Below are 26262 nucleotides of genomic sequence, written 5' to 3'. Positions count from 1 at the left end.
GATGGATGGGCACGTATCTGTACTACTTAACCAAAGCCTAGATATTTTGTCTTTACAGCCGGGTATGACTGTTGTAGACGGTACGCTTGGCGGAGGGGGGCACGCACTAGAGATATTAAAAAGGATAACTCCGGGCGGAACTCTTCTTGGCATAGATAAAGACGAAGAGGCCATAAAAAGGGTTTTAGAATTTTTGCCTCAATACAAAGAGAATATGGTACTTATTAACGACGACTTTAAGAACATAAAGCGGCTTATATCGGAAAAAGGTTTTAAGAAGGTAAATGCCGCTATTTTAGACCTGGGAGTTTCATCTTTTCAGCTAGATGAGGCAAGCAGGGGGTTTTCATATCAAAGCGATGCAAAACTTGATATGAGGATGGACTTATCACAGAGCAAATCGGCTTACGACGTAATAAACAAGTATAGCGAAGGGCAGTTAAGGGAGGTAATATCCTCTTACGGCGAAGAACGCTGGGCTGCCAGAATAGCTAAATTTATAGCAGATAAAAGAAGTGGCGGCGAAATTAAGACGACAGGTGAACTGACAAGCATAATAAAGGCGGCCATCCCAAAAGGTGCAAGACTAAACGGACCGCATCCCGCAAAAAGGACATTTCAAGCGATTAGGATAGAAGTAAACGACGAACTTTCGTCTTTAAAAGAGGCAATAGAGGATTTTGCAGACGTAATTGTAAGCGGAGGGAGACTATCCGTTATTACTTTTCACTCTCTTGAAGACAGGATAGTAAAAAGAGCGTTTTTAGGGCTTGCTAATCCGTGTACATGCCCTCCGGATGCTCCGGTATGTGTGTGCGGATTGAAACCTAAAGTAAAGATACTTTTAAGAAAACCGATAATTCCGGAAGAAGATGAAGTTTTAAGCAATCCACGTTCCAGAAGCGCAAAGCTTCGTGCAATAGAGATTTTGTAACTTAAGCACAAAAAGGGGTAAGGAAATGCCGCAGACCGCAAGAAAACTTGATTACTTTAAAGAATTTGACCAACATGTAGAGGATCTAAGGAAACGCCCTAAGAAAAAAGGCAATATTTCCACCTATGATTTAGACAGGGAAAGAAAGCTAAAGGCGCAACCTAAGAATGCACATCCACAGGTTAAAAGCACCCGGAAGGAAAAAGTAGAAGAAAAGGTTTTAATTGAAAAAAAGCCTAAAAGTTTTAGGTCTGTTTTATCTTGCTTTTTTGTAATATTCGCTATTTGCGGAATTTTTTCTTTGATAATATTAAGATACATGATAATAAGCAACAACAATACGACAATAAATTCACTTAAAAGCGATATAGCCGAAATAGAAGCACAAATACAATATAACGAGGTGCAAGCTGAACTAAAAAGTGATTTAGAAGAAATAAAAAAGGTTGCAAGTGAAGAATTGCATATGGGTTTCCCAACCAGCGATCAAATCGTATATATAAACCTAAATCAGAATATAGATGATACCGAGGACACTAAATTAGCCGACTCGGGGGTAAATTAAATCTGATATGTTTTAGGAGGGGAAATTGTCCATATCTGGATTAAAAAACAAAAAGAGACTTGTGTTTTTATTGTATACTTTGGCGTTTTTCTTTTTATGCCTGGTACTTAGAATAGGGTACCTTGCTTTTATTAAAAGCGATTGGCTTATGGAAAAAGCGGAAAGCCAGTGGACACAAGATTCGTTGATAGCCGCTGAACGCGGCTCTATTTTAGATAGGAACGGAAATGTCTTGGCGACAAGCGCCAATGCAGATACTATAGTTTTGCACCCAACTCAAATAAAGGATGCACAAGAAGTTGCAGAAAAACTATCTGGCCTGCTGGATTTGACTTATGATTATGTGCTTGAAAGAGCGCAGAATACAAGCAAGCAAGAAGTTTGGCTGAAAAGGCAGGTAGACAGGGATGTTGCCAATGAGATAAGAGAACTGGATTTAGCTGGAGTTGATTTTGTCGTAGATGTAAAACGCTATTATCCAAACAATGATTTTATGACTCAGGTCTTGGGGTTCACGTCTATTGACGGAGAAGGCCAGGAAGGTATAGAGTTAAAGTATAATAAGTATCTAAAAGGCCAAGACGGGCGTATAGTAACAGAGACAGATGCTAAAGGGAATGAGCTTTTATTCGGTAAGGAAGTAGTAGTTGAGGCGGAAGACGGGTACGACCTTTATTTAACTGTAGATGAGGTCATACAAAGCTATTTGGAGCAAGCGCTTGAAGAAGCTCTTGAAACAAACGACGCAAAATCAGCACAGGGTATAGTTATGGATCCGGATACGGGAGAAATACTTGCAATGGCAGTTACTCCGGATTATGATTTAAACGATGTGCCAAGAGATGATTTAAGCGTTCTTCAGGAGTTATCGCGAAATAAGCTGATAACAGATATGTATGAACCTGGTTCTACATTTAAAATAGTCACTACGGCTGCCGCTTTAGACAGCGGGGCAATAGATACTAACACTACTTTTTACTGCCCTGGATATAAGATGGTAGACGGAGTAAAGATAAAGTGCTGGCGCACCGTCCCACATGGCTCTGAAACACTGGAAGAAGCACTACAGAATTCATGCAACCCATGTTTTATGGAAATGGCACTTAGAATGGGTACGGATACGTTTTATGATTATCTAGACGCTTTTGGCTTTAACAAGACAACAGGCATAGATTTAAGCGGCGAATCTTCCGGCAAAGTCATGGCGGAAAAATATGTTCAAAACGTAGACCTTGCACGTATGGGTTTTGGGCAGGCGATAGCAGTTACGCCGTTGCAGCTTATAACAGCAGCTTCTGCTGCGATAAACGGTGGGAACCTTTATCAACCTTATATAGTAGAGAAAATGGTAAATACTCAAGGGGATACCGTAGTTCAGAACAGCCCTACAATTGTAAGAAGGGTAATATCTGAGGAGACTTCTGCAACAATGCGCGATCTGCTTGAAAAAGTAGTAACAGATGGCTCCGGCGCAAATGCAGCAATAGATGGCTATAGGATTGGCGGGAAAACAGGCACTGCACAAAAATATGATGAAGACGGTCAGATCCTACAAGGTAAGCATGTTGCCTCGTTTATAGGTTTTGCACCGGCAGACGATCCTGAAGTCATAATACTTATAATAGTAGATGAACCAAACGTCGCGGTAGACTTCGGAAGCGTTGTGGCAGCACCATATGTTAAAATGGTGCTTGAAAATACTCTAAAATATTTGCAGATTCCGTCAACTGGGGGTACAATTGAACAGGTAGAGGTACCGGATGTCCGCAATATGACACTTACTGATGCAGATTCCAAACTTGAGAACGCAGGCCTTAACTATGTTGCCGATGGTACAGGTACGGTAGTCAAGATGTCTGTCGCACCAAACACTTCGGTTAATAAAGGTACTGCAATACAGCTTTACATGTCTGATAAGAGCGAGAGCGAAGGCGATTATGTAACTGTACCGGATCTGATCGGAAAATCGATAGTTGATGCTAAACTCATCTTAAATAATTTAGATTTAGAGATGGAGGCACAGGGGAGCGGAGTTGCTGTTTCGCAGAGCATTAAAAGCGGAGAAGAGGTATTGGTCGGTTCAACGATAAAAGTGTATTTCGAGCAACCGGACGATGATTCTGGATGAGGTTTTGAAGTGGGTTTTAAAGGGGAATTGTTATGGAACTTATGAAATTAGCAAAAAATGTAGATTGTGGCGTATTCGGTAATGCAGATATTGATATTTCAGGGTTAAGCTATGATTCAAGAAAAGTTAAACCTGGAGACCTGTTTTTTTGTATATCTGGTTTTACGTTAGACGGGCATCACTTTGCAAAGCAGGCTGTGGAACTTGGTGCAGCCGCACTTGTAGTTAAAAGAAAACTTCCTTTAAACGTACCGCAGTTAATAGTAAAAAACGACAGGGAAGCCATGGCAATTATAAGTGGAGAGTTTTATGGGAACCCTTCTCGTGAGATGACGATGATAGGCATTACAGGAACAAACGGAAAGACAACTACGACTTATATGATAAGGAGCATACTGAAAGAGGCCGGCCACAAAGTAGGAATTACGGGTACGATTTATAATATGATAGGGAAAAGAGGATGGAGGCAGAACGCACGACACCGGAATCGCCGGACCTGCAGCAGCTGCTTCGCCAAATGGCAGACGAAGGATGTACTACGGCAGTCATGGAAGTGTCTTCACATTCTCTTGATTTACTAAGGGTGCACGGTATCACATATGATATAGGTATATTCACTAATTTAACACAGGATCATCTGGATTACCATGTGACTATGGAAAACTACAGGCTTGCGAAAAAACGCCTGTTTTTATCAAGCAAAACGTGTATATCGAATATAGACGATCCTGCAGGGATGTTTATGATAGATAAAGCACAAAATAAGGTTACTTATGGCATAAAGAACAGCGGAAAGTATACGGCAAAAGATATCAAATTAAATACCAGTAGCGTTGAGTATAAGGTAGTTTATCCAAATGGGAAAGCAGATATTTTGGTTCATATACCAGGAGAGTTTAGCGTATATAATTCACTTGCGGCAGTTTCCTGTACTTTAGAACTTGGTATTGATATTAAGTATATAAAAGAAGGTTTAAATAAACTTAAATCCGTAGAAGGGCGTTTTGAGGTTTTAGACAACGGAGGAAAGGATTTTACAATAGTTTTAGATTATGCACATACTCCGGATAGTCTTGATAATATAATAAGGACGGCAAGAGGTTTTGCACGCGGTCGTATAGTTACGATATTTGGCTGCGGAGGAGACAGAGATAAAAAGAAACGCCCAATCATGGGCGAAATTGCCGGAAATAAATCAGACTTCACGATAATAACCTCGGACAACCCGAGAACGGAAGACCCGTTAGAAATAATAAGGCAGATCGAACAGGGCATTAAAAAAACTCTGGGGGAATATATATGCATAGAAAACAGGAAAGAAGCAATACGTTATGCTCTTTCAAACGCAAGAAAAGATGATTTTATTTTATTAGCAGGTAAAGGGCATGAGACTTATCAGGAGATAAACCATGTAAAATACCATTTCGATGAAAAAGAAGTGGTTAAAGAACTGTTAAAAGAAATATAAAAAAGTAACTTAAGTTTGGGGATAAATTATGCAAACACTAATATTATCTACAATATGCGCTTTTGCAATTGCCATATTGGTCGGATATTTGGCGATACCACTACTAAGGCGTTTAAAGTTCGGACAACAGGTTAGGGACGACGGGCCAGAAACGCACCTTAAAAAAACCGGGACACCAACAATGGGCGGTATAATAATCTGGATAGCTTTGATAATCACTACGCTTATATTTTCAAGCGGCAGCTACAGGTATGTGACGTTTTTGACATCGGTGACTTTGGGCTTTGGCCTTATTGGCCTTATAGACGATTTGATTATAGTTATAAAGAAACGCTCCCTTGGCTTAAGGGCATATCAAAAGATAATAGGACAGTTTGGCCTTGCTATAATAGTTGCGTTGTTTGCTTATGACGATCCTAACATAGGATCCAAAATAGTTGTGCCGTTTTTAAATGTAGAGTGGGACCTTGGAATATTCTATATTCCGTTTACTATATTTGTCGTTGTCTCACTTGTAAACGCAGTTAATTTAACAGACGGGCTGGACGGATTGGCAGGAGGGGTCACTCTTATAAACTCAGCTACTTTTGCGGTTATATTCCTGGCTATGTCTGCTGCAGCTTCGGCTATGGGGCTTACGCTATATTCTGTAGACTTAAAAAACACCATGGTATTTTGTGCGGCATTAACCGGTGCATGCCTCGGGTTTTTACGGTTTAATTCGCATCCGGCTTCGGTATTTATGGGAGACACCGGTTCGCTTGCCCTTGGGGCTGCCGTGTCGCTTATGGCGATAGTTTCACGTATGCAGTTTTTAATAGTTATAACAGGCCTTATGTTCGTATTATCGGCATTGTCGGTAGTTATACAGGTCGGATATTATAAGATGACTAAAAAACGCGTGTTTAAAATGGCGCCTTTGCACCATCATTTTGAGCTTAGCGGGATGCATGAGACAAAAGTCGTTGCACTTTATATGATAATCACAACAGTACTGTGTTTAATAGCAATGCTGGTACTGGTTTAGGAGGAACCCTTAAATGGTCTTAAATGACAAAAAAGCATTGGTAGTCGGAATGGCCAAAAGCGGAGCAGCCGCTGCAAGGCTGCTTGTTGATCTTGGCTTTTTTGTCAGCGTTTACGACGCAAAAGAAGAAAATGAATTAAGTAAAGAGGTATTAAGCGTTTTAAAAGATTTAACGCTTGAAAAGTATTTTAAAAAGGACCCGACTGAGGCAGTCTACGCGGCAGATTTAATAGTGATTAGCCCGGGAGTGCCACCGACGGCGCCTGTATATGTGCTTGCCAAAAAATTAAAGAAATATATAATTTCTGAGTTGGAACTTGGATTCCAAAACGCAAATGGAGATGTAATTGCAGTTACCGGAACAAACGGCAAGACTACAACAGTTTCACTGCTAGGTAATATCTTTGAAAATGCAGGGAAGTGTACACATGTAGTTGGCAATATTGGTATACCGTTTACACAAGAGGCATCTAAAACTAAAAAGGGTGATAAAATAGTTGCAGAAGTTTCATCTTATCAACTAGATGATATAGATACTTTTAAGCCAAAAGTGAGTGCAATATTGAATATTACACCAGACCATCTGAATAGATATAAAACAATGGAAAACTACATAAGATCTAAGTCCAGGATATTTGAAAACCAAACCAAAGATGATTTTTTGGTACTTAATTACGATAACAAAATGACACGCTCACTATCTGACAAAGCCAAAGCTAAAGTACTTTGGTTCAGCATAAAAGACGAAGTCAGCGAGGGAGCCTACCTAAGAGACAATGACATAGTATTTAAATATGGCGGAATAGAAAAGTATATATGTAATAAACACCAGGTTTTTATTCCAGGTGAACACAATATGGAAAACGCGCTTGCCGCAGTTTGTATTGCTAGCGTCATGGGTGTATCCGCACAAGTCCTGCGCCATACTCTTATGTCTTTTAAAGGTGTTGAGCATAGAATAGAGTTCGTCAGGGAAGTTGGCGGCGTAAGGTATATAAACGATTCGAAAGGCACAAATCCTGACGCCACGATAAAGGCAATACAAGCGATGAATGCGCCAACAGTGCTGCTGTTGGGCGGGTATGATAAAAAAAGCGATTTTAGGGAGTTGTTCCATGCGTTTAACGGCTATATAAAGGCCGTAGTAGCTTTAGGAGAAACAGCACCTAAGATCTTAAAACAGCAAAAGAAATGTCTTATGACAATATTGTTTGCGCATCGAGCTTTGAGGAGGCCGTCCATATGGCTGCAGATTATGCACAGCCGGGGATGAATGTGCTCTTATCTCCCGCATGCGCAAGCTTTGATATGTTTGAAGACTATGAACACAGGGGTAGAGTATTTAAAGAAATCGTTTCAAAGTTATAGGAGAAAATATGCGTAAAAAGTCAATGGATTATGCACTGTTAATAGCAACAGTTATTTTAGTGGCATTCGGCATACTTATGGTTTTTAGTGCAAGCTATTATTACGCGGAAACGAAATTTTCAGACGGGCTATATTTTTTTAAAAAGCAGATTTTAGGGGCAGTTGTCGGGTTTGTGGCCATGATAGTGCTATCCTTTTTTGATTATAAAAAATTAAAGAAATTTAGGTATATAGGTCTTATAATTGCTATAGGTCTTTTGGCAGTAGTGCTTGTAAAGGGCGTTGGGGTAAATCTTAATGGATCGAGCAGATGGCTAAGTATAGCTGGATTCAGTGTACAGCCGTCCGAAATCGCCAAGTTTGCACTTATACTTTTCTTTGCGGCTAATATGGCTGACAAAAAGGATAAAATGCAGACATTTAAATATGGTATTTTTCCATATCTTCTGGTATTAGGCATAGTATGCGGTCTTTTATATCTGCAGCCTAATTTTAGCGCAATAGTATGTATTGCTCTAATGGGTTTTGTAATGATGTGGGTAGGAGGGGCTAAAAGGCTTCATTTATCTCTCATTGCGGGTGCAGGAGCCGTAGGCGGGACAGCGCTTATGATGGCCAAATCTTACAGGATGGACAGGATATTTGCCTTTTTAAATCCATGGCAATACGCTTCGGATGAAGGGTACCAGCTTATACAGTCATTATACGCGATAGGTGCTTCCGGGCTTTTTGGCTGCGGCATAGGAAACAGCAGGCAGAAGTTCTTATATTTGCCTTATGGCGAATCGGATTTTATATTTTCTATAATAACGGAAGAAATAGGGTTTATAGGGGCGATAGCACTTATTTTAGTCTTTGTGTTTTTAATATGGAGAGGTATAAAGATAGCCTTGAAGGCTCCGGACCTTTTCGGAACCTTATTAGCTACCGGAATAGTATCTATAATCGGGATACAGGTTTTAGTCCATATCGCGGTTGTAACAGGCTCAATTCCGCCGACGGGGGTAACATTGCCGTTCATAAGCGCGGGTAATTCTTCGCTAATGATTTTTATGGCGTCCATCGGAATTTTACTTAATATTTCAAGGCAGTGTGAGAAAGGGTAGTATGCTCGTCAGGTAACGTCTTAATGAACGATTGCATAGTATATTCTATGCTTTGGTTGTTGTTCATGGAGGTGTTATCATGCCAAAATTTATAGTAAATGGGGGAAAACGTCTTTGTGGGAGTATACGCGTTCATGGTTCTAAAAACGCTATTTTGCCTATACTGGCGGCGTGTCTGTTGTTAGACGGCCCGGCTGTAATAAGGTCTTATCCAAAGATATCGGATTTTTACAATATGCTAGATATTTTAAGGCATACGGGATGTAGTGTAGTTGAGAGCGAAGATGAATTAACGATAGACCCAAGGACTGCAAACGTGTGGAAGATCCCAGATAAACAGGCAAAAGAAATAAGGTCATCGATATTTCTTTTAGGATCGGTGATCGGCAGATTCGGCAAGGCCAAGTTCACATACCCGGGTGGATGTGAAATAGGGAACCGGCCCATCGACCTTCATTTAAATGGACTTAGAAAATTAAATATTACTATCGAGGAAGAGTTTGGATACATAAACTGTAATACAGATCAAGTTATCGGAAGCGATATACAGCTAGATTATCCAAGCGTTGGCGCAACAGAAAATATTATGATGGCAGGTATAAAGGCAAAAGGCAAGACAATAATCAGAAATGCAGCTAGGGAACCAGAGATAGTAGAATTACAGCGATTTTTAAATATGGCTGGTGCAAGGGTCTTTGGTGCAGGGACAGATACTATAATAGTCAATGGGGCTGAAAAATTATCGGGGGTAGTCTACGATTGTCAGTCTGATAGAATAGTTGCCGGAACTTATATGCTAGCAGCAGTTATGACGCTAGGCGACCTGACAGTAGAAAACTGCATAGTAAAACACAATATGCTTTTAATAAACAAACTGCGTGAGGCAGGAGTATCAATAGATATAGAAGACGATTATACAGTGCATGTATGCGCAGATAAACGGATGAAGGAACTGCACTTAATAGAGACAGCCCCATACCCAGGATTCCCGACGGATATGCAATCTCAGATGTGTGCAGCAGCTTCAATAGCGGAAGGTACGAGTATCATAATTGAAAATGTATTTGATAATAGGTTCAAGCATTTAGGAGAACTTACCCGTATGGGAGCAAATATAATGCTTAAGAATAACGTTGCTATTATAAAAGGCGTAAATGACCTATATGGTACAGAAGTAAGGGCTATGGACCTAAGAGGGGCTGCGGCAATGGTATTAGCAGGGCTTGCGGCAAAAGGCCAGACAGTAATTGAGAATATACAACTACTAGATAGGGGATATGAACATCTGGAAAGGGTATTAAATAGCGTAGGCGCGGACATTCAAAGGGTAACTTAAACTAAAAAGGACTTTTAGTAGTGGTAAAACAAAAGAAAAAGAAGAAATTAAAAAAAGGAAGAGGCAGGGCAGCCTTAATAGTACTGGTTTTGATCCTTATCCTAAGCGGAATTACGTTTATAGGATATAAGGTACTTAGAGTTGCAAAAATTGAGGTAACGGGCATTGAGACGGTATCCTCAGATTATGTAGTAGAGCTTTCAAAAATCAACATAGGCGAGCACCTGTTTAAAATAAATAAAAATAAAATTGAAAAAAACATAGAATCAGATCCTTATTTGGAATTTGTATCGCTAGATATTAAATATCCGAATGAAGTGTCAATCAATATAAAAGAAAGGACAGAAGCAGCTGCCGTTAAAGCAGTAAATATGTATATTTACATAGATATAAACGGATATGTCCTTAAAGTAGCCAAAGCAGACGAAGAGAATAGCTTAATAATCATAAACGGGATAGACGTAGCTAAATATGAGATAGGAGATAAGATAAATTTTAGCGATGAATTGAGATTCAACGCAGTTACGGAGATATTATCCGGTATATACGAGGGATCTTTAAACGGCGTGATAACAAGTATTGATTTATCAAATATAAATAATATAGTTTTACAAGAATCAGGTGGGATAAAGATAAAGTTTGGACAATCTGACAATGTAGAGAAAAAAATGCAATGGATTAAAGGCGTTCTTGATAATCTAAGTGAGCAAAGTATAACAAGCGGAACAATAGATGTGTCGACAGGCGAAACTGCATACTATAGTCCAGAAAATGGATAATTTTTGATTTTTATTATTTACAAACATCTGTGACAGATATATAGTATAAGATATATTGGGCTTTTTATAATAGTATACTATATTGGGGAAACATAAATAATGGCAAAAAGCATTGCGGTAATTGAATTCGGCACATCCAAAATTGTTTGTGCTACGGCAAAACGTGACGCTTTTAATGTGTTTTCGGTAGAAACATTTGAACAAACACCATTCAGCGGGATAAAAAACGGCAAGATCGTTAACCTGGATGATACCAAAGAAAAGGTCTTTGAGGTTTTAAAAGAAACAAAAAATGCGGCAAATAAGAAGATACGCGCAGTGTATGTGGGTGTACCTGCTTGTTTTTGCAAAGTGGGGTTTTTCGAAAGTACGGTTGATATTGATAACAATATCGTGACCGCTAAGCACATGGAAGATGCGGTTAACCGTGAGCATAATATGGTTTCAAATGAATATAAGCTTTTATCTGCTATGCCGGTATACTTTAAGCTGGACGACGGGCAGTATTATCTAGACCCTGAAAATATGAGGTCTTCTAAGATGACGGCCGGTGTATCGTATATTGTTGGCGAAAAAAGTGCCCTAAGGCAGATTTATAATATATTTTATGAATTGAACATCGCAGTCGTAAAGATGATTCCGGATTTTTTGGCAGAAGGGCTCTTCATGGTACCGCCTCACTTTAGGGACGAAGTTGCGGCATATGTCAATTGCGGCAAATATGATACTAATGTGTCGATATTATGCGGCGATGCCGTGATAGAGAACCATAACATAAGCATAGGCGGAGAAGATATAACGAGAGATTTATCGAGAGTTTTAAAGATAGATTTAAAAGCTGCAGAAAAATTAAAAAAGCGTTTTACGTTAGGTATGAGCTATTCTGAAAACGATTATGAGTATATAATAGGTGAAGAAGTAATCGGGCGTAGATTTTCTTGTGACTTAATAGAAAAAATTATAGAATCAAGGGTTGAGCAATTGGCAGAAATTATATATAATAAGATAAATAAGTGTGTTCTTCCTGTTTCACGAAAAAATCCAGTTATATTTAGCGGCGGAGGGCTGATTTTAATACGTGGGGTCAAGGAATTCTTGATTAAGAATTTTAATAGAAAGATACATTTGGCAAAATTAAATTATTTGCCATACGATTCTCCGAGTTGTTCTACTATAGCCGGCATGATGCATTATTTGTTTAGCAGTGGTGCTGAGCTCGTTAGAATGAATTCTATAATATTTGCTATAAGAAAAACGCATAAGAAAAATCGATGAGGGGGAAAGCAAATGCCTTTGGAATTTGATATTGAGAATAGCAATTTTGCAAAAATTAGAGTAATAGGTGTAGGCGGCGCCGGAAATAATGCGGTCAACCGTATGATTGATTATGGTGTTAAGGGCGCCGATTTTATTGCAGTAAATACGGACAAGCAGGCACTTTATTTATCAAAGGCTAACAATAAGATACAAGTTGGCGAAAAGCTGACGAAAGGTCTTGGATCTGGAGCAGATCCGGAAATAGGTAAAAGGGCTGCAGAGGAAAGCTACGATGAACTCGCAAGCTCAATGAAAGGTGCAGATCTTATTTTCATTGCAGCCGGCCTTGGAGGCGGAACCGGGACAGGCGCGGCTCCGGTAATTGCAGAATCGCCAAAGAATTAAATATACCTTACAGTAGGCGTTGTAACTATGCCCTTCCTGTTTGAGGGCAAACAGAGAATGATAAGGGCGCAAAAAGGATACCAGAATATGTTTGAAATGGTAGACTCTATTGTAACGATACAAAACGATAAACTGCTGCAGATAGTAAGCAAAGCTACTCCAATGATAGAGGCATTCAGAGTTGCAGACGATGTTTTAAGGCAGGGCATACAAGGCATAACGGACTTGATTGCTAAACCTGCAATGGTCAATTTGGACTTTGCCGATGTCAGAACGGTTATGACGGAACATGGTGTTGCTCATATGGGAATAGGCGTAGGACATGGTGAAAACAAGACTCTAGATGCTGCTAAGCAGGCAATACAAAGCCCGCTACTTGATACAAACATAGAAGGGGCATGCGGAATACTCTTTAACGTAACAGGGGATTCCTCGATAAGCTTAATGGAAGTAGGCGATGCTGCACAATTGATCCAGGAAGCGGCAGACCCTAATGCAAATATCTTCTTTGGCGTGGACACAGATGATTCGCTTGAAGACGAAGTACGTATTACCGTTATAGCAACTGGCTTTGGAGGCGAGAAAAAGCGTGTAGCGAGGGAACAGTTCGGTGGGATACATGCAAGCGATATTATGAATAGAATTAAGAAGACAGATGAAGAAAAAAAGACAAAAATAGACGTTATGCGTCTTTCTGAAGACGATGATTTAGATATACCTTTCTTTTTAAAGGATAGAAGGAAACCAAAAGAATAATAATATCAACGTAAAACACAAAACGACAGGAATGCATTTCCTGTCGTTTTTTTTATTCATTTAAGTGCATTTCTTCAACAAGTTTTACATACATCTATAAATATAATAAATTCATAAGTTTCTTATAAAATCCATGTGAGTGTTACAAATGAAAGTATACATTGAAAAGCTGTTCTTGGATAACATGGTAGCTAACTTTATAATACTTTATTTTTCATCGTGCTGGCTGCGTGTTCCCAAAAAGATTTCAAGGATAATATTGGCGTCGGCCATTGCCGCGCTGGCTGCGTGTTTTGTGTTTACGATAGGTGGGGTATTAAAAGGCATAGTTTTTCGCATCTTTGTTTCGCTTTTGATGTGTTTCACTGCTTTTTACAGGAAAAACGATTTAGCGGTTTTTGCAAAAGGGGTATTTTACACTTATGCAGTCACTCTTGTATTCAACGGGGCCATGCTAACCGTTTTGACACTGTCAGGAGACGACTACTCGCTCTCAGGTGGAGTGATTACAGGGCAGGGATGGGTGTTTAAAGCATTATACGCTCTGGGAGCGGCAACTATTGTCCTGGCAATAGTAAAAAGAAACGGCAAACGGGATAAACTTAATTTTTCGCTGACAAAGACGCTGGAAATTTTTATAGGTGAAAAATGCGTTAATGTGAGCGGTTTTATAGATACCGGTAATACGGCAAAAGAACCTATAACGTCTTTGCCGGCCATCATACTAAGCGTAGAAAAAGTAAAAGACTATATTTCAAAAGAGCTTTACGATGCGGTAAACGACGAAACAGTTTATTCAGATGCACTTTTGGCCGTAAGCGAAAAAATACGCATGGTCCCGTATTCGGTAATAAACGGGCAAAGCGGTATATTGCTTAGCATTTGCCCTAAAAAAATATATTTAATTGAAAAAGGCAAGAAAAAGGAGGTTAAGGCGGTACTTGCTCTTACGCCAAATAAGGGCAAGAAGGATGAGTTGGCAATTATAAATGCAGAAATCATATAGAGTTTTGAGAGGTTAAATCGTATGAAAAAAATTGATTTTATTAAAAGAACAGCCATTATGTTTAGTTTAAAGGTAGTTAGGCTTTATTCGCTATGTAAAAAAATACTCTATATAAATGGAGCAGAAGTACTTCCGCCGCCTTTGACCGCAAAAGAAGAAGAAAAACTTTTAGACAGCCTAAGGGAAGGCAACGATGAAGTCCGCCAGACCCTTATAGAAAAGAACCTGCGCTTGGTCGTATATATTGCACGTAAATTTGAAAATACCGGAGTCGGTGTTGAAGATTTGATTTCGATAGGGACTATTGGCCTTATAAAGGCAGTTAAGACTTTCGATGTAATGAAGAACATAAAGCTGGCAACTTATGCATCCCGGTGTATAGAAAACGAGATACTGATGTATCTGAGGAGGAATGTAAAGATGAAGTTAGAGATTTCATTTGACGAACCCCTCAATGTAGACTGGGATGGGAACGAGCTTCTTTTATCGGATATTCTCGGGACGGAAGTAGACACCGTATATGCACAGATAGAAGGAGGGGTGGAAAAGACCCTTTTAAAAAAGGCAATAGATCAGCTTTCGGAAAGGGAAAGGACCATCATGGTGCTTAGATTCGGTTTAAAGGATGGAATGGAAAAAACACAAAAACAAGTAGCAGATATTTTAGGCATATCTCAATCCTATATTTCAAGGCTGGAAAAACGCATAATTAAAAAATTGCAAAGAGATATCAGGCGAGTTACATAAATTGACATAAAAACAGCAATTAAGGTGGAATAAAAAAAACTCCGATGGCAAAGCTATTTTTAAAAGCAGCCGGAGGAGTATCATGTTGATAAATAAAGTTGAAATATGTGGAGTAGATACAAGTAAATTGCCAGTCTTGAAAGAAGAGAAGATGCGGGAGCTTTTTGTTAAGATAAAGCAGGGCGATAAGGCGGCAAGGGAAGAGTTTATAAGAGGCAATTTGCGTTTGGTATTAAGCGTGATACAGAGGTTTTATAATAAAGGCGAAAATTTAGATGATCTATTTCAGGTGGGGTGTATCGGCCTTATAAAGGCGATAGATAATTTCAAAGTGGAGTTAGACGTACGATTTTCAACGTATGCCGTACCAATGATAATAGGTGAAATCAGAAGGCATTTAAGAGACAACAATTCATTAAGAGTAAGCCGTTCTATAAAGGACACGGCGTACAAAGCACTACAGATAAGAAACGAACTGGTAAACAGGGATTTAAGGGAACCGACAATTGATGAGATAGCAGATAAGATGGAAGTAAAAAGAGAGGAAGTTTCATTCGCTCTGGATGCAATACAAGACCCGGTCTCTCTTTTTGAGCCGGTGTACCATGACAGCGGAGATGCAATATTCGTTATGGACCAAATTAAAGACGAAAGGGCCTCAGACGAAAGCTGGCTTACGGGAATAGCAATAAAGGAAGCCATAAAGAAACTAAATTCCAGAGAAAAAGATATAATAAAGATGCGCTTTTTTAACGGACAGACACAAATGGAAGTTGCAAAGGAAATAGGCATAAGCCAGGCTCAGGTTAGCAGGCTTGAGAAAAACGCACTTAAGCATATAAAGAAATCTTATCAGGAATAAAGAAAAGAGCTGATACCTACTAAATTAACAAGCACCAGCTCTTTTTTTTGCACCCCTTCTCAAAACCCTGATTGGCGTTGATGGAAGGGGCGGGAATTCAAAAAATTCATTATTGATGAATGAATTATAAATCTTTATCCATAATCTGTCAATATATTTTAATTTTTTATATACTTAATAGAAAATTTCGGCATGTTTTTATGTGTTCCGACACGCTTTTTGGTGATGGCCCTCCGGGCACATTGCGGGAGTTTATGCAAGTTTTAAGCTCTATTGCATTAAAGAAATCTTCATTTGCATCCGGGCAAAAACCCTTTATTTCTTCTAATGTAAGGTCGCTTAATGCTTTAGAATTTTTCTCGCAGAAAAGCACCATTTTGCCGATTATTTCATGTGCGTCCCTAAATGGGATACCTTTTTTAACAAAATAGTCTGCTGCATCTGTTGCATTCGTAAAGCCAAGAGATGCACCGCGTTTCATATTGTCTTTTAAGAACTTAGTAGTTAAAAGCATATCGTTAAAAACGAGCAAGCAGGATGAAACGGTGTCGCAGGCATCGAATACGCCTTCCTTGTCTTCCTGCATGTCCTTATTATAGGCAAGAGGGAGAGCCTTCATAACTGTTAGGAGCCCGACAAGCGAGCCGTAAACACGGCCTGTTTTTCCGCGGATGAGTTCTGCCATGTCCGGGTTTTTCTTCTGCGGCATGATACTTGACCCAGTTGAATAAGCGTCGTCTATTGATATATACGAAAACTCGTTCGTAGACCAAATGATAAGCTCCTCGCAAAAGCGTGATAAATGCATCATGACTATAGATGCACAGGATAAAAATTCTATCAAATAGTCCCTGTCGCTTACTGCATCGATACTGTTCTTGGTTATGTCTGAAAAAGCAAGTTCTTTTGCTACCATATCCCTGTTAAGGGGATACGTGGTTGCACAAAGAGCGCCTGAACCAAGCGGCATATAGTCCGTACGTTTTAAACAGTCTTCTAAACGTTCAAAATCGCGCTTGAACATCTCAAAGTAGGCTAGCATATAATGCGCAAGCGTAGTAGGCTGAGCTTTTTGCAGGTGTGTATATGCGCTCATTACAGTGTCTTTATTATTTTCTGCAATGTCGACAAGTGTGGTCAGTAGATTTTTAATTAAACTTTTGGTTTCTTTAATCTGCCCTTTCATATACATGTGCATGTCAAGAGCGACCTGGTCGTTCCTGCTACGCCCGGTATGCAGTTTCTTGCCCACGTCTCCTATGCGGCTTATCAGTATCTTTTCTATATTCATATGTATGTCTTCATCCTGGACGCTGAATGTAATTTTATTGTCTTTAATATCAGCTAAAATGCCCTTTAGCGTCTTGACTATCAGCTCCGCATCATATTTAGGGATTATTCCGCATTTTCCAAGCATAGCCGCGTGGGCGATACTCCCCAAAATGTCTTCTTTATATAGCCTTGAGTCAAATGATATTGAGGAGTGAAAACTTTCAGCTTTTTTATCGGTCGCCTTATTAAAGCGCCCGCCCCATAATTTTGACATAGTTATTTCCCTGCCTTTTGTTTCATTAAAGCGTTGACCTTGAGCGGCAGACCATAAAGGTTAATAAAGCCTTCTGCATCTTTTTGGTTATAAACCTCATCTTCACCGAATGTCGCAAAGTCTTCGCTGTATAGCGAATAAGGTGATTTAATGCCAGCCGGTTTTGTACTCCCTTTATAGCATTTCATGCGTACTGTACCGGTGACATTTTCCTGTGTTTTATCAACGAAAGCGCTGAGAGCCTCACGCAGAGGCGAGTACCAAAGCCCGTTATACACAAGCTCTGAAAATTTTATAGCAACTAACTGCTTATAATGGAAGGTGTCGCGGTCTAATGTTATGCTTTCAAGAGCGCTGTGCGCCTCCATTAAAATAGTTCCGCCCGGAGTTTCATACACCCCGCGGGATTTCATTCCTACCAAGCGGTTTTCTACCATGTCGACAATGCCCACGCCGTGTTTGGCGCCTAATTTATTCAATTCATCTATCAAAGCAAGAGGATCCATCTTTTTGCCGTTTAAACCGACGGGTATGCCCTTTTCAAAGTTGACTTCTACATATTCGGGTTTATCGGGCGCCTCTTCAGGGGCGTTGCATATCAAATATAAATCGTCTTTTGGTTCGTTCCATGGGTCTTCCAAGTCTCCACCTTCGTGGCTTAGATGCCATAAGTTACGGTCCATACTATAGGGGCGCTTTTTGGTTACAGGTACGTCTATCCCACGCTTTTTTGCATAATCTATAGCTTGGTCGCGGGAGCGTATGTCCCATTCGCGCCATGGAGCTATTATTTTCATTTCAGGGCTTAGCGCCTTAATTGTAAATTCAAAACGGACCTGGTCGTTCCCTTTGCCTGTTGCACCGTGGGCGATAGCGTCTGCACCTTCTGCTTTTGCTATTTCAACAAGGCGTTTTGCTATTATAGGGCGTGCAAAAGAGGTGCCTAAAAGGTATTTCCCTTCGTAAACTGCGCCTGCCTTTACCGTTGGGAAGATAAAATCCTCTACAAATTCCTTTTTTAAATCTTCTATATAGATTTTCAAGGCGCCTGTTTTTATCGCCTTTTCGTTTAACGGCTCGAGTTCTTCACCTTGTCCTACATCTGCCGCCATAGCGATAACTTCACAGCCGTAGTTTTCTTTTAGCCATGGTATGATAATGGAAGTATCAAGACCTCCGGAATAAGCAAGTACAACTTTTTTAATAGACATATAAAATCCCTCCTAAAACATATAAAACGCACATATCTTAATTATAAATAATTATACATATATTTGAATAATTATGCAATAGTTTTTTTCAAAAAAAGCTAAAAAAATTGACAATGCATGATAAAAAATATATATTCATTATATGGAAGCAGGTAAAAAAATCCGAATTTTGGGAATAGACCCGGGGCTTGCCACAATGGGGTATGGCGTGGTAGACTTATGCGCCTCAAAACTTAAGATGGTAGACTTTGGAGCAGTGTATACAGACGCATCACTGCAGCTGCCGGAAAGGCTAAACATGATCTTTGAAGGCGTAACGCAGCTTATTGAATGCTTTAATCCGGATACCATTGCAATAGAGGAGCTGTTTTTTAACAAGAACGTAAAAACGGCCTTAACCGTTGGACATGCAAGGGGAGTAGCGATAGCAGCTGCATACCGTAAAAACAAAGAGCTTTTTGAGTATACTCCGCTTCAGATAAAGCAGTCTGTCGTTGGATATGGAAGGGCGGAGAAAGAGCAGGTACAGATGATGGTTAAGACTATACTTTCATTAAATTGTATACCTAAACCAGATGATGCGGCAGATGCTCTCGCTGTTTCGATATGCCATGCACATAGCTTTAAATTCAAAGCCGAATTTAAAATAGTTTAATAAAATTTTTATACAAGGAAAATAAGATTTATGTATGAATATATCTATGGAAAAGTTGCTGAAAAGTCTTTAAACTACGTAGTAATAGACGTAAACGGCGTAGGTTATAAGATAAATACCAACGTATTTTCCATAAACGGTATAAAAGAAGACACTGCAAAATTTTTTGTATATCTTCATGTGAGGGAAGAAGAGCAGACCTTATACGGCTTTTTGACTCAGGAAGAGCGCAATATGTTTTTACGCCTTATCGCCATATCCGGAATAGGGCCTAAAGTTGCCCTTGCGATACTTTCTACTATGACTGTGTCCGAAACTGCGACGGCGATAATTACTTCTAATGTAAAGGCTTTTTCATCTGTCTCAGGCGTTGGGGTAAAAACTGCTCAGAGGATAATACTGGAGTTAAAAGAGCGCATACAAAAATCCGAAGAGGCAGAAGGATTATTGCTTAACGGCAATAAGGCTCAAACCGGGGCTGTCAGCGAAGCGGTCAGTGCACTTATGTCTCTTGGATATAGCAAAGCACAGGCATTACGTGCAGTAAACTCAGTAGCTAAAGAATCTTTGAGCTTAGAAGAACTTATTGTCACGGCACTTAAAAGCATGGAGTAATATAAGGAGTATTTAATGGAAGACAATAGATTTGTTTCCGCCAATGAGATGGCAGACGAAGAGAAAAAAATTGAATTTAGTTTGCGCCCGCATAATTTAGATGAATTTATCGGGCAAAATAAAGTCAAAGAAAATATGAGGATATATATAGAGGCAGCGCTTAAAAGAAAAGAGGCCTTAGACCATATTTTATTGTTTGGGCCTCCGGGCCTTGGAAAAACCACCCTTGCTTATATAGTTGCAAACCAGTTGGGAGCAAGGTTAAACATTACGTCCGGACCGGCCATCGAACATGCAGGAGACTTGGCGGCTATCTTAACTAACTTAAGCGAAGGCGATGTGCTTTTTATAGACGAGATACATAGGATGAGCCATACGGTAGAAGAGGTGCTTTATTCAGCGATGGAAGATTATGCACTTGACATAATCATCGGCAAAGGCCCGTCTGCAAGGTCTATAAGGATAGATCTTCCCAGGTTCACACTGATAGGTGCTACAACGAGGGCGGGGCTGCTTTCTTCTCCGTTAAGGGACAGGTTTGGGATAATAAACAGGATGGAGCTTTATGAAACAGAAGATTTGGAAAAGATAGTAAAGCGTTCTGCCAGTATCCTAGATATACAAATAGATGAAAACGGTGCAAAGGAGATAGCGAGAAGGTCCAGAGGAACACCGCGTATAGCGAACCGTTTTATCAGAAGAGTAAGAGACTTTGCACAGGTAAAGGCAGACGGTATTATAACGCAAAAGGTCGCGGACCAGGGCTTAAAGCTCTTAGAAGTCGATGAGCTTGGGCTTGACGGGGTAGACAGAAGGCTGCTTCTCTCTATAATAGAAAAGTACGCCGGAGGCCCGGTTGGTTTAGATACCATAGCCGCATCGACAGGAGAAGAAGCGGTTACTATAGAAGACGTATACGAACCTTACTTGCTGCAATTAGGATTTTTAAATAGAACACCGAGAGGAAGAATGGTTACGCCGCTTGCATACAGGCATTTGGGAATAGAGATTCCCGGAGAACAAGCGGAGCAGACAAAACTGTTTTAGACATATTAAATGCAAACAAAAGATTTTTATTATGAACTACCTAAAAATTTAATAGCGCAGACCCCTATGGAAAAAAGAGATAACTCAAGATTAATGGTTTTAAACAGGGAAACCAAAGAGATTTCTGATAAAATTTTTTATAATATCGTCGATTATATAAACGAAGGTGACGGCCTTGTCGTCAATAACACTAAGGTTATTGCTGCAAGGCTTTTTGGCAGAAAAAACGCCGGGCAAGCTATGATAGAGGTGTTTTTATTAAAAAGGCTATCACTTGATTTGTGGGAAGTACTGCTAAAGCCGGGCAAGAAACTGCATATCGGAGACAAGGTAGTCTTTAGGGAAGACGTCTTTGCTGAGCTTATAGGGAAAAACGAAGACGGGACTGCAAAAGTCAAGTTTTACTATGAAGGGGTATTTGAAAATATCTTAGATGAACTTGGGCAGACACCTCTTCCACCGTATATAACCCAACAGCTAAGTGATAAATCCAGATACCAGACGGTCTACGCAAAGGTGGAAGGGTCCTGTGCGGCGCCTACTGCCGGATTTCACTTTACAAACGGGCTTTTAGATAAATTGAAAGACAAAGGCGTTATTATCCTGCCTGTTTTACTGCATGTGGGGCTTGGAACATTCAGGCCGGTAAAAGAAAAGAATATTAAAGACCATAAGATGCACGAGGAATACTACTGCGTAAGTGAAGATACAGCAAGAAAGTATAATGATATAAAAAACTTAGGGAAAAAGATATTTGCGGTAGGCACCACATCGGTCAGGACACTTGAAACGGTGGCAGATGAAAACGGGATGCTCAAGGAAGCGCAGGGCAACACCGGGATATTTATTTATCCGGGATATAAGTTTAAAACTGTAGACCATATAATAACGAACTTCCATATACCGGAATCAACGCTGCTTATGTTGGTAAGTGCATTTGCAGGGAAAGACTTTATCTTAAAAGCATATGACGAGGCAGTAAAAAAGGAATACCGTTTCTTTAGCTTTGGGGATGCTATGCTTATATTGTGAGAGGGAAATTTTTAATATGTTTGAATACGAAGTTAAAGTAAAATCCTCAAAAAATGCATCTAGGATTGGCACTTTCAAAACTCCGCACGGAGAGATAGAAACACCGGTATTTATGCCGGTCGGCACGCAGGCGACTGTCAAAGCCTTGACTCCAAAGCAAATAGAGGATACAGGCGCGCAGATTATACTTGCAAACACATACCATTTATACCTGCGCCCGGGAAGCGATGTTATAAAAGAAGCAGGCGGGCTTCATAAGTTCATGGGATGGGACAAGCCAATTCTAACGGACAGCGGCGGGTTCCAGATATTCAGCTTAGGCGCGCTTAGAAAATTATCAGAAGACGGTGCAGAGTTTTCTTCGCATATAGACGGATCGAAGCATTTTTTAACACCCGAAAAGGCAATTGCCATTGAAGAAGACTTGGGTGCGGACATCATAATGGCATTTGACGAGTGCAGCGGATACCCAAACGATAAAAATACAGTTGAAAATGCAATGCTAAGAACACACCGCTGGGCGAAGAGGTGCAAAGATGCGCATACAAGGGAAGACCAGGCGCTATTTGGCATAGTACAAGGCGGAATGTATACTGACTTAAGGAAGATAAGCGCAAATGAAATTGCAAAGATGGGCTTTTTAGGAAACGCCATAGGCGGATTGAGCGTTGGCGAACCAAAGGAACTGATGTATGAGATGCTTGACGCGACTGTTCCAATACTTCCGAAAGGAAAGCCCAGGTATTTGATGGGCGTAGGCAGCCCAGACTGCCTTTTTGAAGGAATAATGCGCGGCATAGATATGTTCGATTGCGTACTTCAGACGCGTATGGGGCGAAACGGCACGGCGCTTACAAGCTCCGGGCCTCTAACGGTCAGGAATGCCGAATTTACAAGGGATTATTCCAAATTAGATGAGGAGTGCGATTGTTATACCTGCCGTAACTTTTCAAAGGCATACTTAAGGCATTTAATTAACGTAAATGAAATACTTGCATGCACGCTTTTATCAATACACAACATCGCGTTCTCAATGAACTTGATGGAAAAGATAAAAAAGGCAATAAAAGAAGATACTTTAGAACAGGAAAGAAAAAACTTTTACGAAAAATATTATGGGAAAGACTAATCATATTCCCTTAGGCTATAATTCAACATAAAAGGAGAATTATCATGGGCTGTAAGTACTCCGTAGTTGTTCCGGCTTTTAATGAGGAAGAAGTCATCGAAATGTCTTATGAAAGGCTTAGCGATGTCATGAAGGAAATTGGTGATTATGAAATAATATTTATAAACGACGGCAGCCGGGACAATACTTTTAATATTTTAAAATCTATAGCAAAAGAAGACAAGGCTGTAAAGGTTTTAAGTTTTTCGCGTAATTTCGGCCATCAAGAGGCGGTTTCTGCAGGGCTTGAATATGCCTCCGGTGATGCAGTTATCATAATAGACGCAGACCTGCAAGATCCACCGGAAGCCATACCACATATGATTAAAATGTGGCAAAAAGGCACGGACATTGTCTATGGCAAAAGGGAAAAGCGGAAGGGAGAGACTTTTTTAAAGAAGTTTACGGCCTGGGGGTTTTACCGATTCTTAAATGCCCTGGGCGCACAGAAGATTCCGCGCGATACAGGAGATTTTAGGCTTATAGACAGAAAAGTTGTAAATCAACTTAAAAACATGCCGGAAAAAAACAGGTTTTTGCGTGGTATGTCCGCATGGACCGGGTTCTCACAAGAACCGTATATATATGTACGGGATGAGCGGGCAGCGGGGAAGACGAAGTATAATTTAAAGAAGATGGCTAAACTCGCAGGGGACGGCATAACCTCATTTTCCAACCGGCCGCTTAAGATACCTATAGTAACAGGTTGTATAATGATGCCTTTATCGCTTGCGTATCTGATTGTCTCAATAGTGCTTAATGCCGTAAATATTTGGGATAGTATGCATATTATTTTTTCAGTATTATTTTTAATGGTATCTTTAATTTTCATATTTTTGGGAATTATGGGCATTTATATAGGTAGGATATTTGACGAAGTAAAAGGAAGGCCAACTTATATAATTGATGAGCTTATAAATATATAGTAATTTTAGATTCAAGGAAATGGAGGAAGCAAATGGTAGATAAAAGGCTTGAAAAACTCGCAGACACGATAATAAATTATTCATGTGCTGTAAAAAAGGGAGAAAGAATCTTAATAGAGATATTCGATTGCAACATGGAGGTGGCAAAACAGCTTGTAAAAAAGGCTTACGAAGCTGGTGGCATACCTTTTGTTTCGATAAATGATCAGGAAGTTTCAAGAGCTCTTATGATGGGAGCTACCAAAGAACAGATAGAGTATATGACCAAGTGGGATTCGCTTAGGATGCAGGATATGCAGGCATATGTTGCAATACGTGGCAGTAATAATATTTCAGAAATGTCCGATGTGCCTCTTGAAAACATGGAGATGTATAGGAAGATATATTCAAAGCAGGTACATACGGATTTAAGGGTCAAAAAGACCAAATGGGTGGTCTTACGGTATCCTAACCATTCTATGGCACAGCTCGCAGATATGAGCACAGAAGCTTTCGAAGATCTTTATTTTAATGTATGCACGCTTGATTATTCTAAGATGGACAAAGCTATGGACCCTCTTAAAAAGAGAATGGAAAATGCAGACAGAGTGAGAATAAACGGAAAAGGCACAGACCTTGAGTTTTCTATAAAAGGCATAGACGCAAAAAAATGTACGGGTAACATGAACATACCAGACGGTGAAATATATACTGCTCCGGTAAAAGACAGTGTCAATGGATATATTACATATAACACGCCGTCTATACATCAGGGATTTAAGTTTGAAGATATATATTTTAAGTTTGAAAACGGTAAAATCGTAGAGGCAAAGGCAAATGATACAAAGCGTATAAATTCAATACTTAATACAGATGAAGGTGCAAGGTATATAGGTGAGTTTTCATTTGGTGTAAATCCTTATATATTAAAACCGATGTACGATACGCTGTTTGATGAAAAAATAGCTGGGTCTATACACTTTACACCGGGTGCATCTTATGACGACGCGGACAATGGGAATAGGAGCGCAGTACATTGGGATTTGGTTTATATACAGCGCCCGGAATATGGCGGCGGAGAAATTTGGTTCGATGATGAGTTGATAAGAAAGGATGGAGTTTTTGTGCCAGATGATTTAAAGGGCTTAAATATTGAAAATTTGAAGTAGTATTATTGCATATTTTTAAAAATTAGCTTGAAAAAAGACGTCGTTTGGTATATAAATAAAAGAGATAGGCAAAAAGCCTAAAAATGTTTGTATTTTATATTTGGAGGTATTATTTATGGCTGTTAAAATGGGAATCAATGGATTCGGCCGAATCGGGAGGTTGGTTTTTCGTGCCGCAATCGCAAACGACAATGTAGAGATAATGGGGATAAACGACCCGTTTATTGATCCGGTATACATGGTATACATGATTAAATACGATACAGTCCACGGCAGATTTAAAGGTACGCTTGAGGCTGCCGACAATGCTATTATAGTAAATGGTAAAAAAATTACGGTATATAACTCCATGAATCCTGCAGAAATACCTTGGAAGGATTGCGGAGCACAGTATGTTGTGGAATCATCCGGAGTATTTACGGCTACGGAAAAAGCAAAGGCTCATTTAGAAGGAGGAGCAAAGAAAGTTATAATTTCTGCTCCATCATCGGATGCTCCTATGTTTGTTATGGGTGTTAACAACGACAAATACACTTCAGACATGCAGGTAGTTTCAAACGCTTCGTGCACCACTAACTGCCTTGCACCTTTAGCTAAGGTTATAAACGATAATTTTGGCATAGTAGAAGGTTTAATGACGACAGTCCATTCTATGACAGCTACACAAAAGACAGTAGACGGTCCTTCAAAGAGAGACTGGAGAGGCGGCAGATCTGCAAGCCAGAATACTATCCCTAGTTCAACAGGCGCTGCAAAGGCAGTTGGCAAAGTTATTCCTGAACTTAACGGAAAACTTACAGGTATGGCATTCAGGGTTGGCACACCGGATGTTTCAGTTGTAGATTTAACTGCTAAACTCGCAAAACCAACTACATATGAAGACATAAAAGCCGCTGTTAAAAAGGCTTCTAAAGGCGAGCTTAAAGGTATCCTCGGATATACAGAAGATGCAGTGGTTTCGTCAGACTTTATAGGAGACCCAAGAACATCTATATTTGATGCAGGCGCAGGCATAATGTTAAACGAAACATTTGTTAAGTTGGTCTCATGGTACGACAATGAGTGGGGCTATTCAAACAAAGTCGTCAACTTAATTGAATATATGGCAAAAGTAGACGCTAAATAAGAAAATATTTAAAATTTAAAACAGCCGGTTTAACCGGCTGTTTT

The 26262-nt window shown here is 39.8% G+C and carries 23 protein-coding genes and 2 pseudogenes; 23 read left to right on the top strand and 2 right to left on the bottom strand.

All coding sequences use genetic code 11. The annotated features are described in order from the left end of the window. Window position 1 precedes the first annotated feature (1 nt). From rsmH to sigG, 15 genes and pseudogenes are all read left to right on the top strand, one after another. Window positions 2-934: a 16S rRNA (cytosine(1402)-N(4))-methyltransferase RsmH gene (gene rsmH, locus R2876_01460; protein ID MEZ4357288.1), complete on the top strand. Its 933-nt coding sequence runs from the start codon at window positions 2-4 to the stop codon at window positions 932-934. Between the two features lie 25 nt (window positions 935-959). Next, the gene (locus R2876_01455) at window positions 960-1499 is read left to right on the top strand and encodes a hypothetical protein (GenBank protein MEZ4357287.1); all 540 of its coding nucleotides are present in this window, start codon (window positions 960-962) and stop codon (window positions 1497-1499) included. Window positions 1500-1524: 25 nt separating this feature from the next. After that, entirely contained in the window at window positions 1525-3627 is a 2103-nt protein-coding gene (locus R2876_01450; GenBank protein ID MEZ4357286.1) for a penicillin-binding transpeptidase domain-containing protein, read from the top strand. 32 nt (window positions 3628-3659) lie between these two features. After that, window positions 3660-5095, top strand: a pseudogene (locus tag R2876_01445) (UDP-N-acetylmuramoyl-L-alanyl-D-glutamate--2,6-diaminopimelate ligase). Window positions 5096-5123: 28 nt separating this feature from the next. Then, complete coding sequence (gene mraY, locus R2876_01440; GenBank protein MEZ4357285.1) at window positions 5124-6122, top strand: phospho-N-acetylmuramoyl-pentapeptide-transferase; 999 nt, start codon at window positions 5124-5126, stop codon at window positions 6120-6122. A gap of 13 nt (window positions 6123-6135) precedes the next feature. Continuing rightward, window positions 6136-7395, top strand: coding sequence for a UDP-N-acetylmuramoyl-L-alanine--D-glutamate ligase (gene murD, locus R2876_01435; protein MEZ4357284.1), 1260 nt, complete (start codon window positions 6136-6138; stop codon window positions 7393-7395). Continuing rightward, window positions 7365-7490, top strand: coding sequence for a hypothetical protein (locus R2876_01430; GenBank protein MEZ4357283.1), 126 nt, complete (start codon window positions 7365-7367; stop codon window positions 7488-7490). Before murD ends, R2876_01430 begins: the two co-directional genes overlap by 31 nt. 8 nt (window positions 7491-7498) lie before the next feature. Beyond that, window positions 7499-8596 (top strand): putative lipid II flippase FtsW, encoded by a 1098-nt coding sequence (gene ftsW, locus R2876_01425; GenBank protein ID MEZ4357282.1) that lies wholly within the window; start codon window positions 7499-7501, stop codon window positions 8594-8596. A gap of 79 nt (window positions 8597-8675) precedes the next feature. After that, a complete protein-coding gene (murA, locus tag R2876_01420) occupies window positions 8676-9932 on the top strand; it encodes a UDP-N-acetylglucosamine 1-carboxyvinyltransferase (protein MEZ4357281.1) in 1257 nt (418 codons plus the stop codon). 20 nt (window positions 9933-9952) lie between these two features. Next, complete coding sequence (locus R2876_01415; protein ID MEZ4357280.1) at window positions 9953-10711, top strand: FtsQ-type POTRA domain-containing protein; 759 nt, start codon at window positions 9953-9955, stop codon at window positions 10709-10711. A 99-nt stretch (window positions 10712-10810) separates the two neighbouring features. After that, a complete protein-coding gene (locus R2876_01410; GenBank protein MEZ4357279.1) occupies window positions 10811-11986 on the top strand; it encodes a hypothetical protein in 1176 nt (391 codons plus the stop codon). Window positions 11987-11998: 12 nt separating this feature from the next. After that, window positions 11999-13129, top strand: a pseudogene (gene ftsZ, locus R2876_01405) (cell division protein FtsZ). Window positions 13130-13277: 148 nt separating this feature from the next. Then, complete coding sequence (locus R2876_01400; protein ID MEZ4357278.1) at window positions 13278-14135, top strand: sigma-E processing peptidase SpoIIGA; 858 nt, start codon at window positions 13278-13280, stop codon at window positions 14133-14135. Between the two features lie 57 nt (window positions 14136-14192). Next, entirely contained in the window at window positions 14193-14882 is a 690-nt protein-coding gene (gene sigE / locus R2876_01395) for an RNA polymerase sporulation sigma factor SigE (GenBank protein ID MEZ4357277.1), read from the top strand. An 82-nt stretch (window positions 14883-14964) separates the two neighbouring features. After that, window positions 14965-15744: an RNA polymerase sporulation sigma factor SigG gene (sigG, locus tag R2876_01390; protein MEZ4357276.1), complete on the top strand. Its 780-nt coding sequence runs from the start codon at window positions 14965-14967 to the stop codon at window positions 15742-15744. Window positions 15745-15910: 166 nt separating this feature from the next. Here the strand turns inward: sigG and argH are convergent, their stop codons facing one another. Together argH and R2876_01380 are read right to left on the bottom strand one after the other, a co-directional pair. After that, window positions 15911-17290 (bottom strand): argininosuccinate lyase, encoded by a 1380-nt coding sequence (gene argH, locus R2876_01385; protein ID MEZ4357275.1) that lies wholly within the window; start codon window positions 17288-17290, stop codon window positions 15911-15913. A 2-nt stretch (window positions 17291-17292) separates the two neighbouring features. After that, the gene (locus tag R2876_01380; protein ID MEZ4357274.1) at window positions 17293-18501 is read right to left on the bottom strand and encodes an argininosuccinate synthase; all 1209 of its coding nucleotides are present in this window, start codon (window positions 18499-18501) and stop codon (window positions 17293-17295) included. Window positions 18502-18661: 160 nt separating this feature from the next. Between R2876_01380 and ruvC the strand changes: the two genes are divergently transcribed. The 8 genes from ruvC to gap all read left to right on the top strand — a co-directional run bounded on the left by ruvC (window position 18662) and on the right by gap (window position 26218). Next, a complete protein-coding gene (gene ruvC, locus R2876_01375) occupies window positions 18662-19156 on the top strand; it encodes a crossover junction endodeoxyribonuclease RuvC (protein MEZ4357273.1) in 495 nt (164 codons plus the stop codon). Between the two features lie 30 nt (window positions 19157-19186). Further along, window positions 19187-19771, top strand: a complete 585-nt coding sequence (gene ruvA, locus R2876_01370; GenBank protein MEZ4357272.1) for a Holliday junction branch migration protein RuvA — start codon at window positions 19187-19189, stop codon at window positions 19769-19771. Between the two features lie 15 nt (window positions 19772-19786). After that, on the top strand, window positions 19787-20818 hold the full coding sequence (gene ruvB / locus R2876_01365) for a Holliday junction branch migration DNA helicase RuvB (protein ID MEZ4357271.1): 1032 nt from the start codon (window positions 19787-19789) through the stop codon (window positions 20816-20818). Between the two features lie 9 nt (window positions 20819-20827). After that, window positions 20828-21850, top strand: coding sequence for a tRNA preQ1(34) S-adenosylmethionine ribosyltransferase-isomerase QueA (gene queA, locus R2876_01360; protein MEZ4357270.1), 1023 nt, complete (start codon window positions 20828-20830; stop codon window positions 21848-21850). Between the two features lie 16 nt (window positions 21851-21866). Then, complete coding sequence (gene tgt, locus R2876_01355; protein ID MEZ4357269.1) at window positions 21867-22979, top strand: tRNA guanosine(34) transglycosylase Tgt; 1113 nt, start codon at window positions 21867-21869, stop codon at window positions 22977-22979. A 44-nt stretch (window positions 22980-23023) separates the two neighbouring features. Continuing rightward, window positions 23024-23944 (top strand): glycosyltransferase family 2 protein, encoded by a 921-nt coding sequence (locus tag R2876_01350; GenBank protein MEZ4357268.1) that lies wholly within the window; start codon window positions 23024-23026, stop codon window positions 23942-23944. A gap of 32 nt (window positions 23945-23976) precedes the next feature. Then, a complete protein-coding gene (locus tag R2876_01345; GenBank protein ID MEZ4357267.1) occupies window positions 23977-25092 on the top strand; it encodes an aminopeptidase in 1116 nt (371 codons plus the stop codon). 115 nt (window positions 25093-25207) lie between these two features. Beyond that, window positions 25208-26218 (top strand): type I glyceraldehyde-3-phosphate dehydrogenase, encoded by a 1011-nt coding sequence (gap, locus tag R2876_01340; protein ID MEZ4357266.1) that lies wholly within the window; start codon window positions 25208-25210, stop codon window positions 26216-26218. The last annotated feature ends 44 nt before the right edge of the window (window positions 26219-26262 follow it).

Source organism: Eubacteriales bacterium (genome assembly GCA_041390245.1).
GTDB lineage: Bacteria > Bacillota > Clostridia > Christensenellales > JAWKQI01 > JAWKQI01.
This window is presented reverse-complemented; position numbering and strand designations above follow the sequence as displayed.

Coding starts and splice junctions, on each gene's coding strand:
- rsmH (MEZ4357288.1), top strand. CDS start 2: ATGGATGGGCACGTATCTGTACTACTTAACCAAAGCCTAGATATTTTG.
- R2876_01455 (MEZ4357287.1), top strand. CDS start 960: ATGCCGCAGACCGCAAGAAAACTTGATTACTTTAAAGAATTTGACCAA.
- mraY (MEZ4357285.1), top strand. CDS start 5,124: ATGCAAACACTAATATTATCTACAATATGCGCTTTTGCAATTGCCATA.
- murD (MEZ4357284.1), top strand. CDS start 6,136: ATGGTCTTAAATGACAAAAAAGCATTGGTAGTCGGAATGGCCAAAAGC.
- R2876_01430 (MEZ4357283.1), top strand. CDS start 7,365: ATGGCTGCAGATTATGCACAGCCGGGGATGAATGTGCTCTTATCTCCC.
- ftsW (MEZ4357282.1), top strand. CDS start 7,499: ATGCGTAAAAAGTCAATGGATTATGCACTGTTAATAGCAACAGTTATT.
- murA (MEZ4357281.1), top strand. CDS start 8,676: ATGCCAAAATTTATAGTAAATGGGGGAAAACGTCTTTGTGGGAGTATA.
- R2876_01410 (MEZ4357279.1), top strand. CDS start 10,811: ATGGCAAAAAGCATTGCGGTAATTGAATTCGGCACATCCAAAATTGTT.
- R2876_01400 (MEZ4357278.1), top strand. CDS start 13,278: ATGAAAGTATACATTGAAAAGCTGTTCTTGGATAACATGGTAGCTAAC.
- sigE (MEZ4357277.1), top strand. CDS start 14,193: ATGTTTAGTTTAAAGGTAGTTAGGCTTTATTCGCTATGTAAAAAAATA.
- sigG (MEZ4357276.1), top strand. CDS start 14,965: ATGTTGATAAATAAAGTTGAAATATGTGGAGTAGATACAAGTAAATTG.
- argH (MEZ4357275.1), bottom strand. CDS start 17,290: ATGTCAAAATTATGGGGCGGGCGCTTTAATAAGGCGACCGATAAAAAA.
- R2876_01380 (MEZ4357274.1), bottom strand. CDS start 18,501: ATGTCTATTAAAAAAGTTGTACTTGCTTATTCCGGAGGTCTTGATACT.
- ruvA (MEZ4357272.1), top strand. CDS start 19,187: ATGTATGAATATATCTATGGAAAAGTTGCTGAAAAGTCTTTAAACTAC.
- ruvB (MEZ4357271.1), top strand. CDS start 19,787: ATGGAAGACAATAGATTTGTTTCCGCCAATGAGATGGCAGACGAAGAG.
- queA (MEZ4357270.1), top strand. CDS start 20,828: ATGCAAACAAAAGATTTTTATTATGAACTACCTAAAAATTTAATAGCG.
- tgt (MEZ4357269.1), top strand. CDS start 21,867: ATGTTTGAATACGAAGTTAAAGTAAAATCCTCAAAAAATGCATCTAGG.
- R2876_01350 (MEZ4357268.1), top strand. CDS start 23,024: ATGGGCTGTAAGTACTCCGTAGTTGTTCCGGCTTTTAATGAGGAAGAA.
- R2876_01345 (MEZ4357267.1), top strand. CDS start 23,977: ATGGTAGATAAAAGGCTTGAAAAACTCGCAGACACGATAATAAATTAT.
- gap (MEZ4357266.1), top strand. CDS start 25,208: ATGGCTGTTAAAATGGGAATCAATGGATTCGGCCGAATCGGGAGGTTG.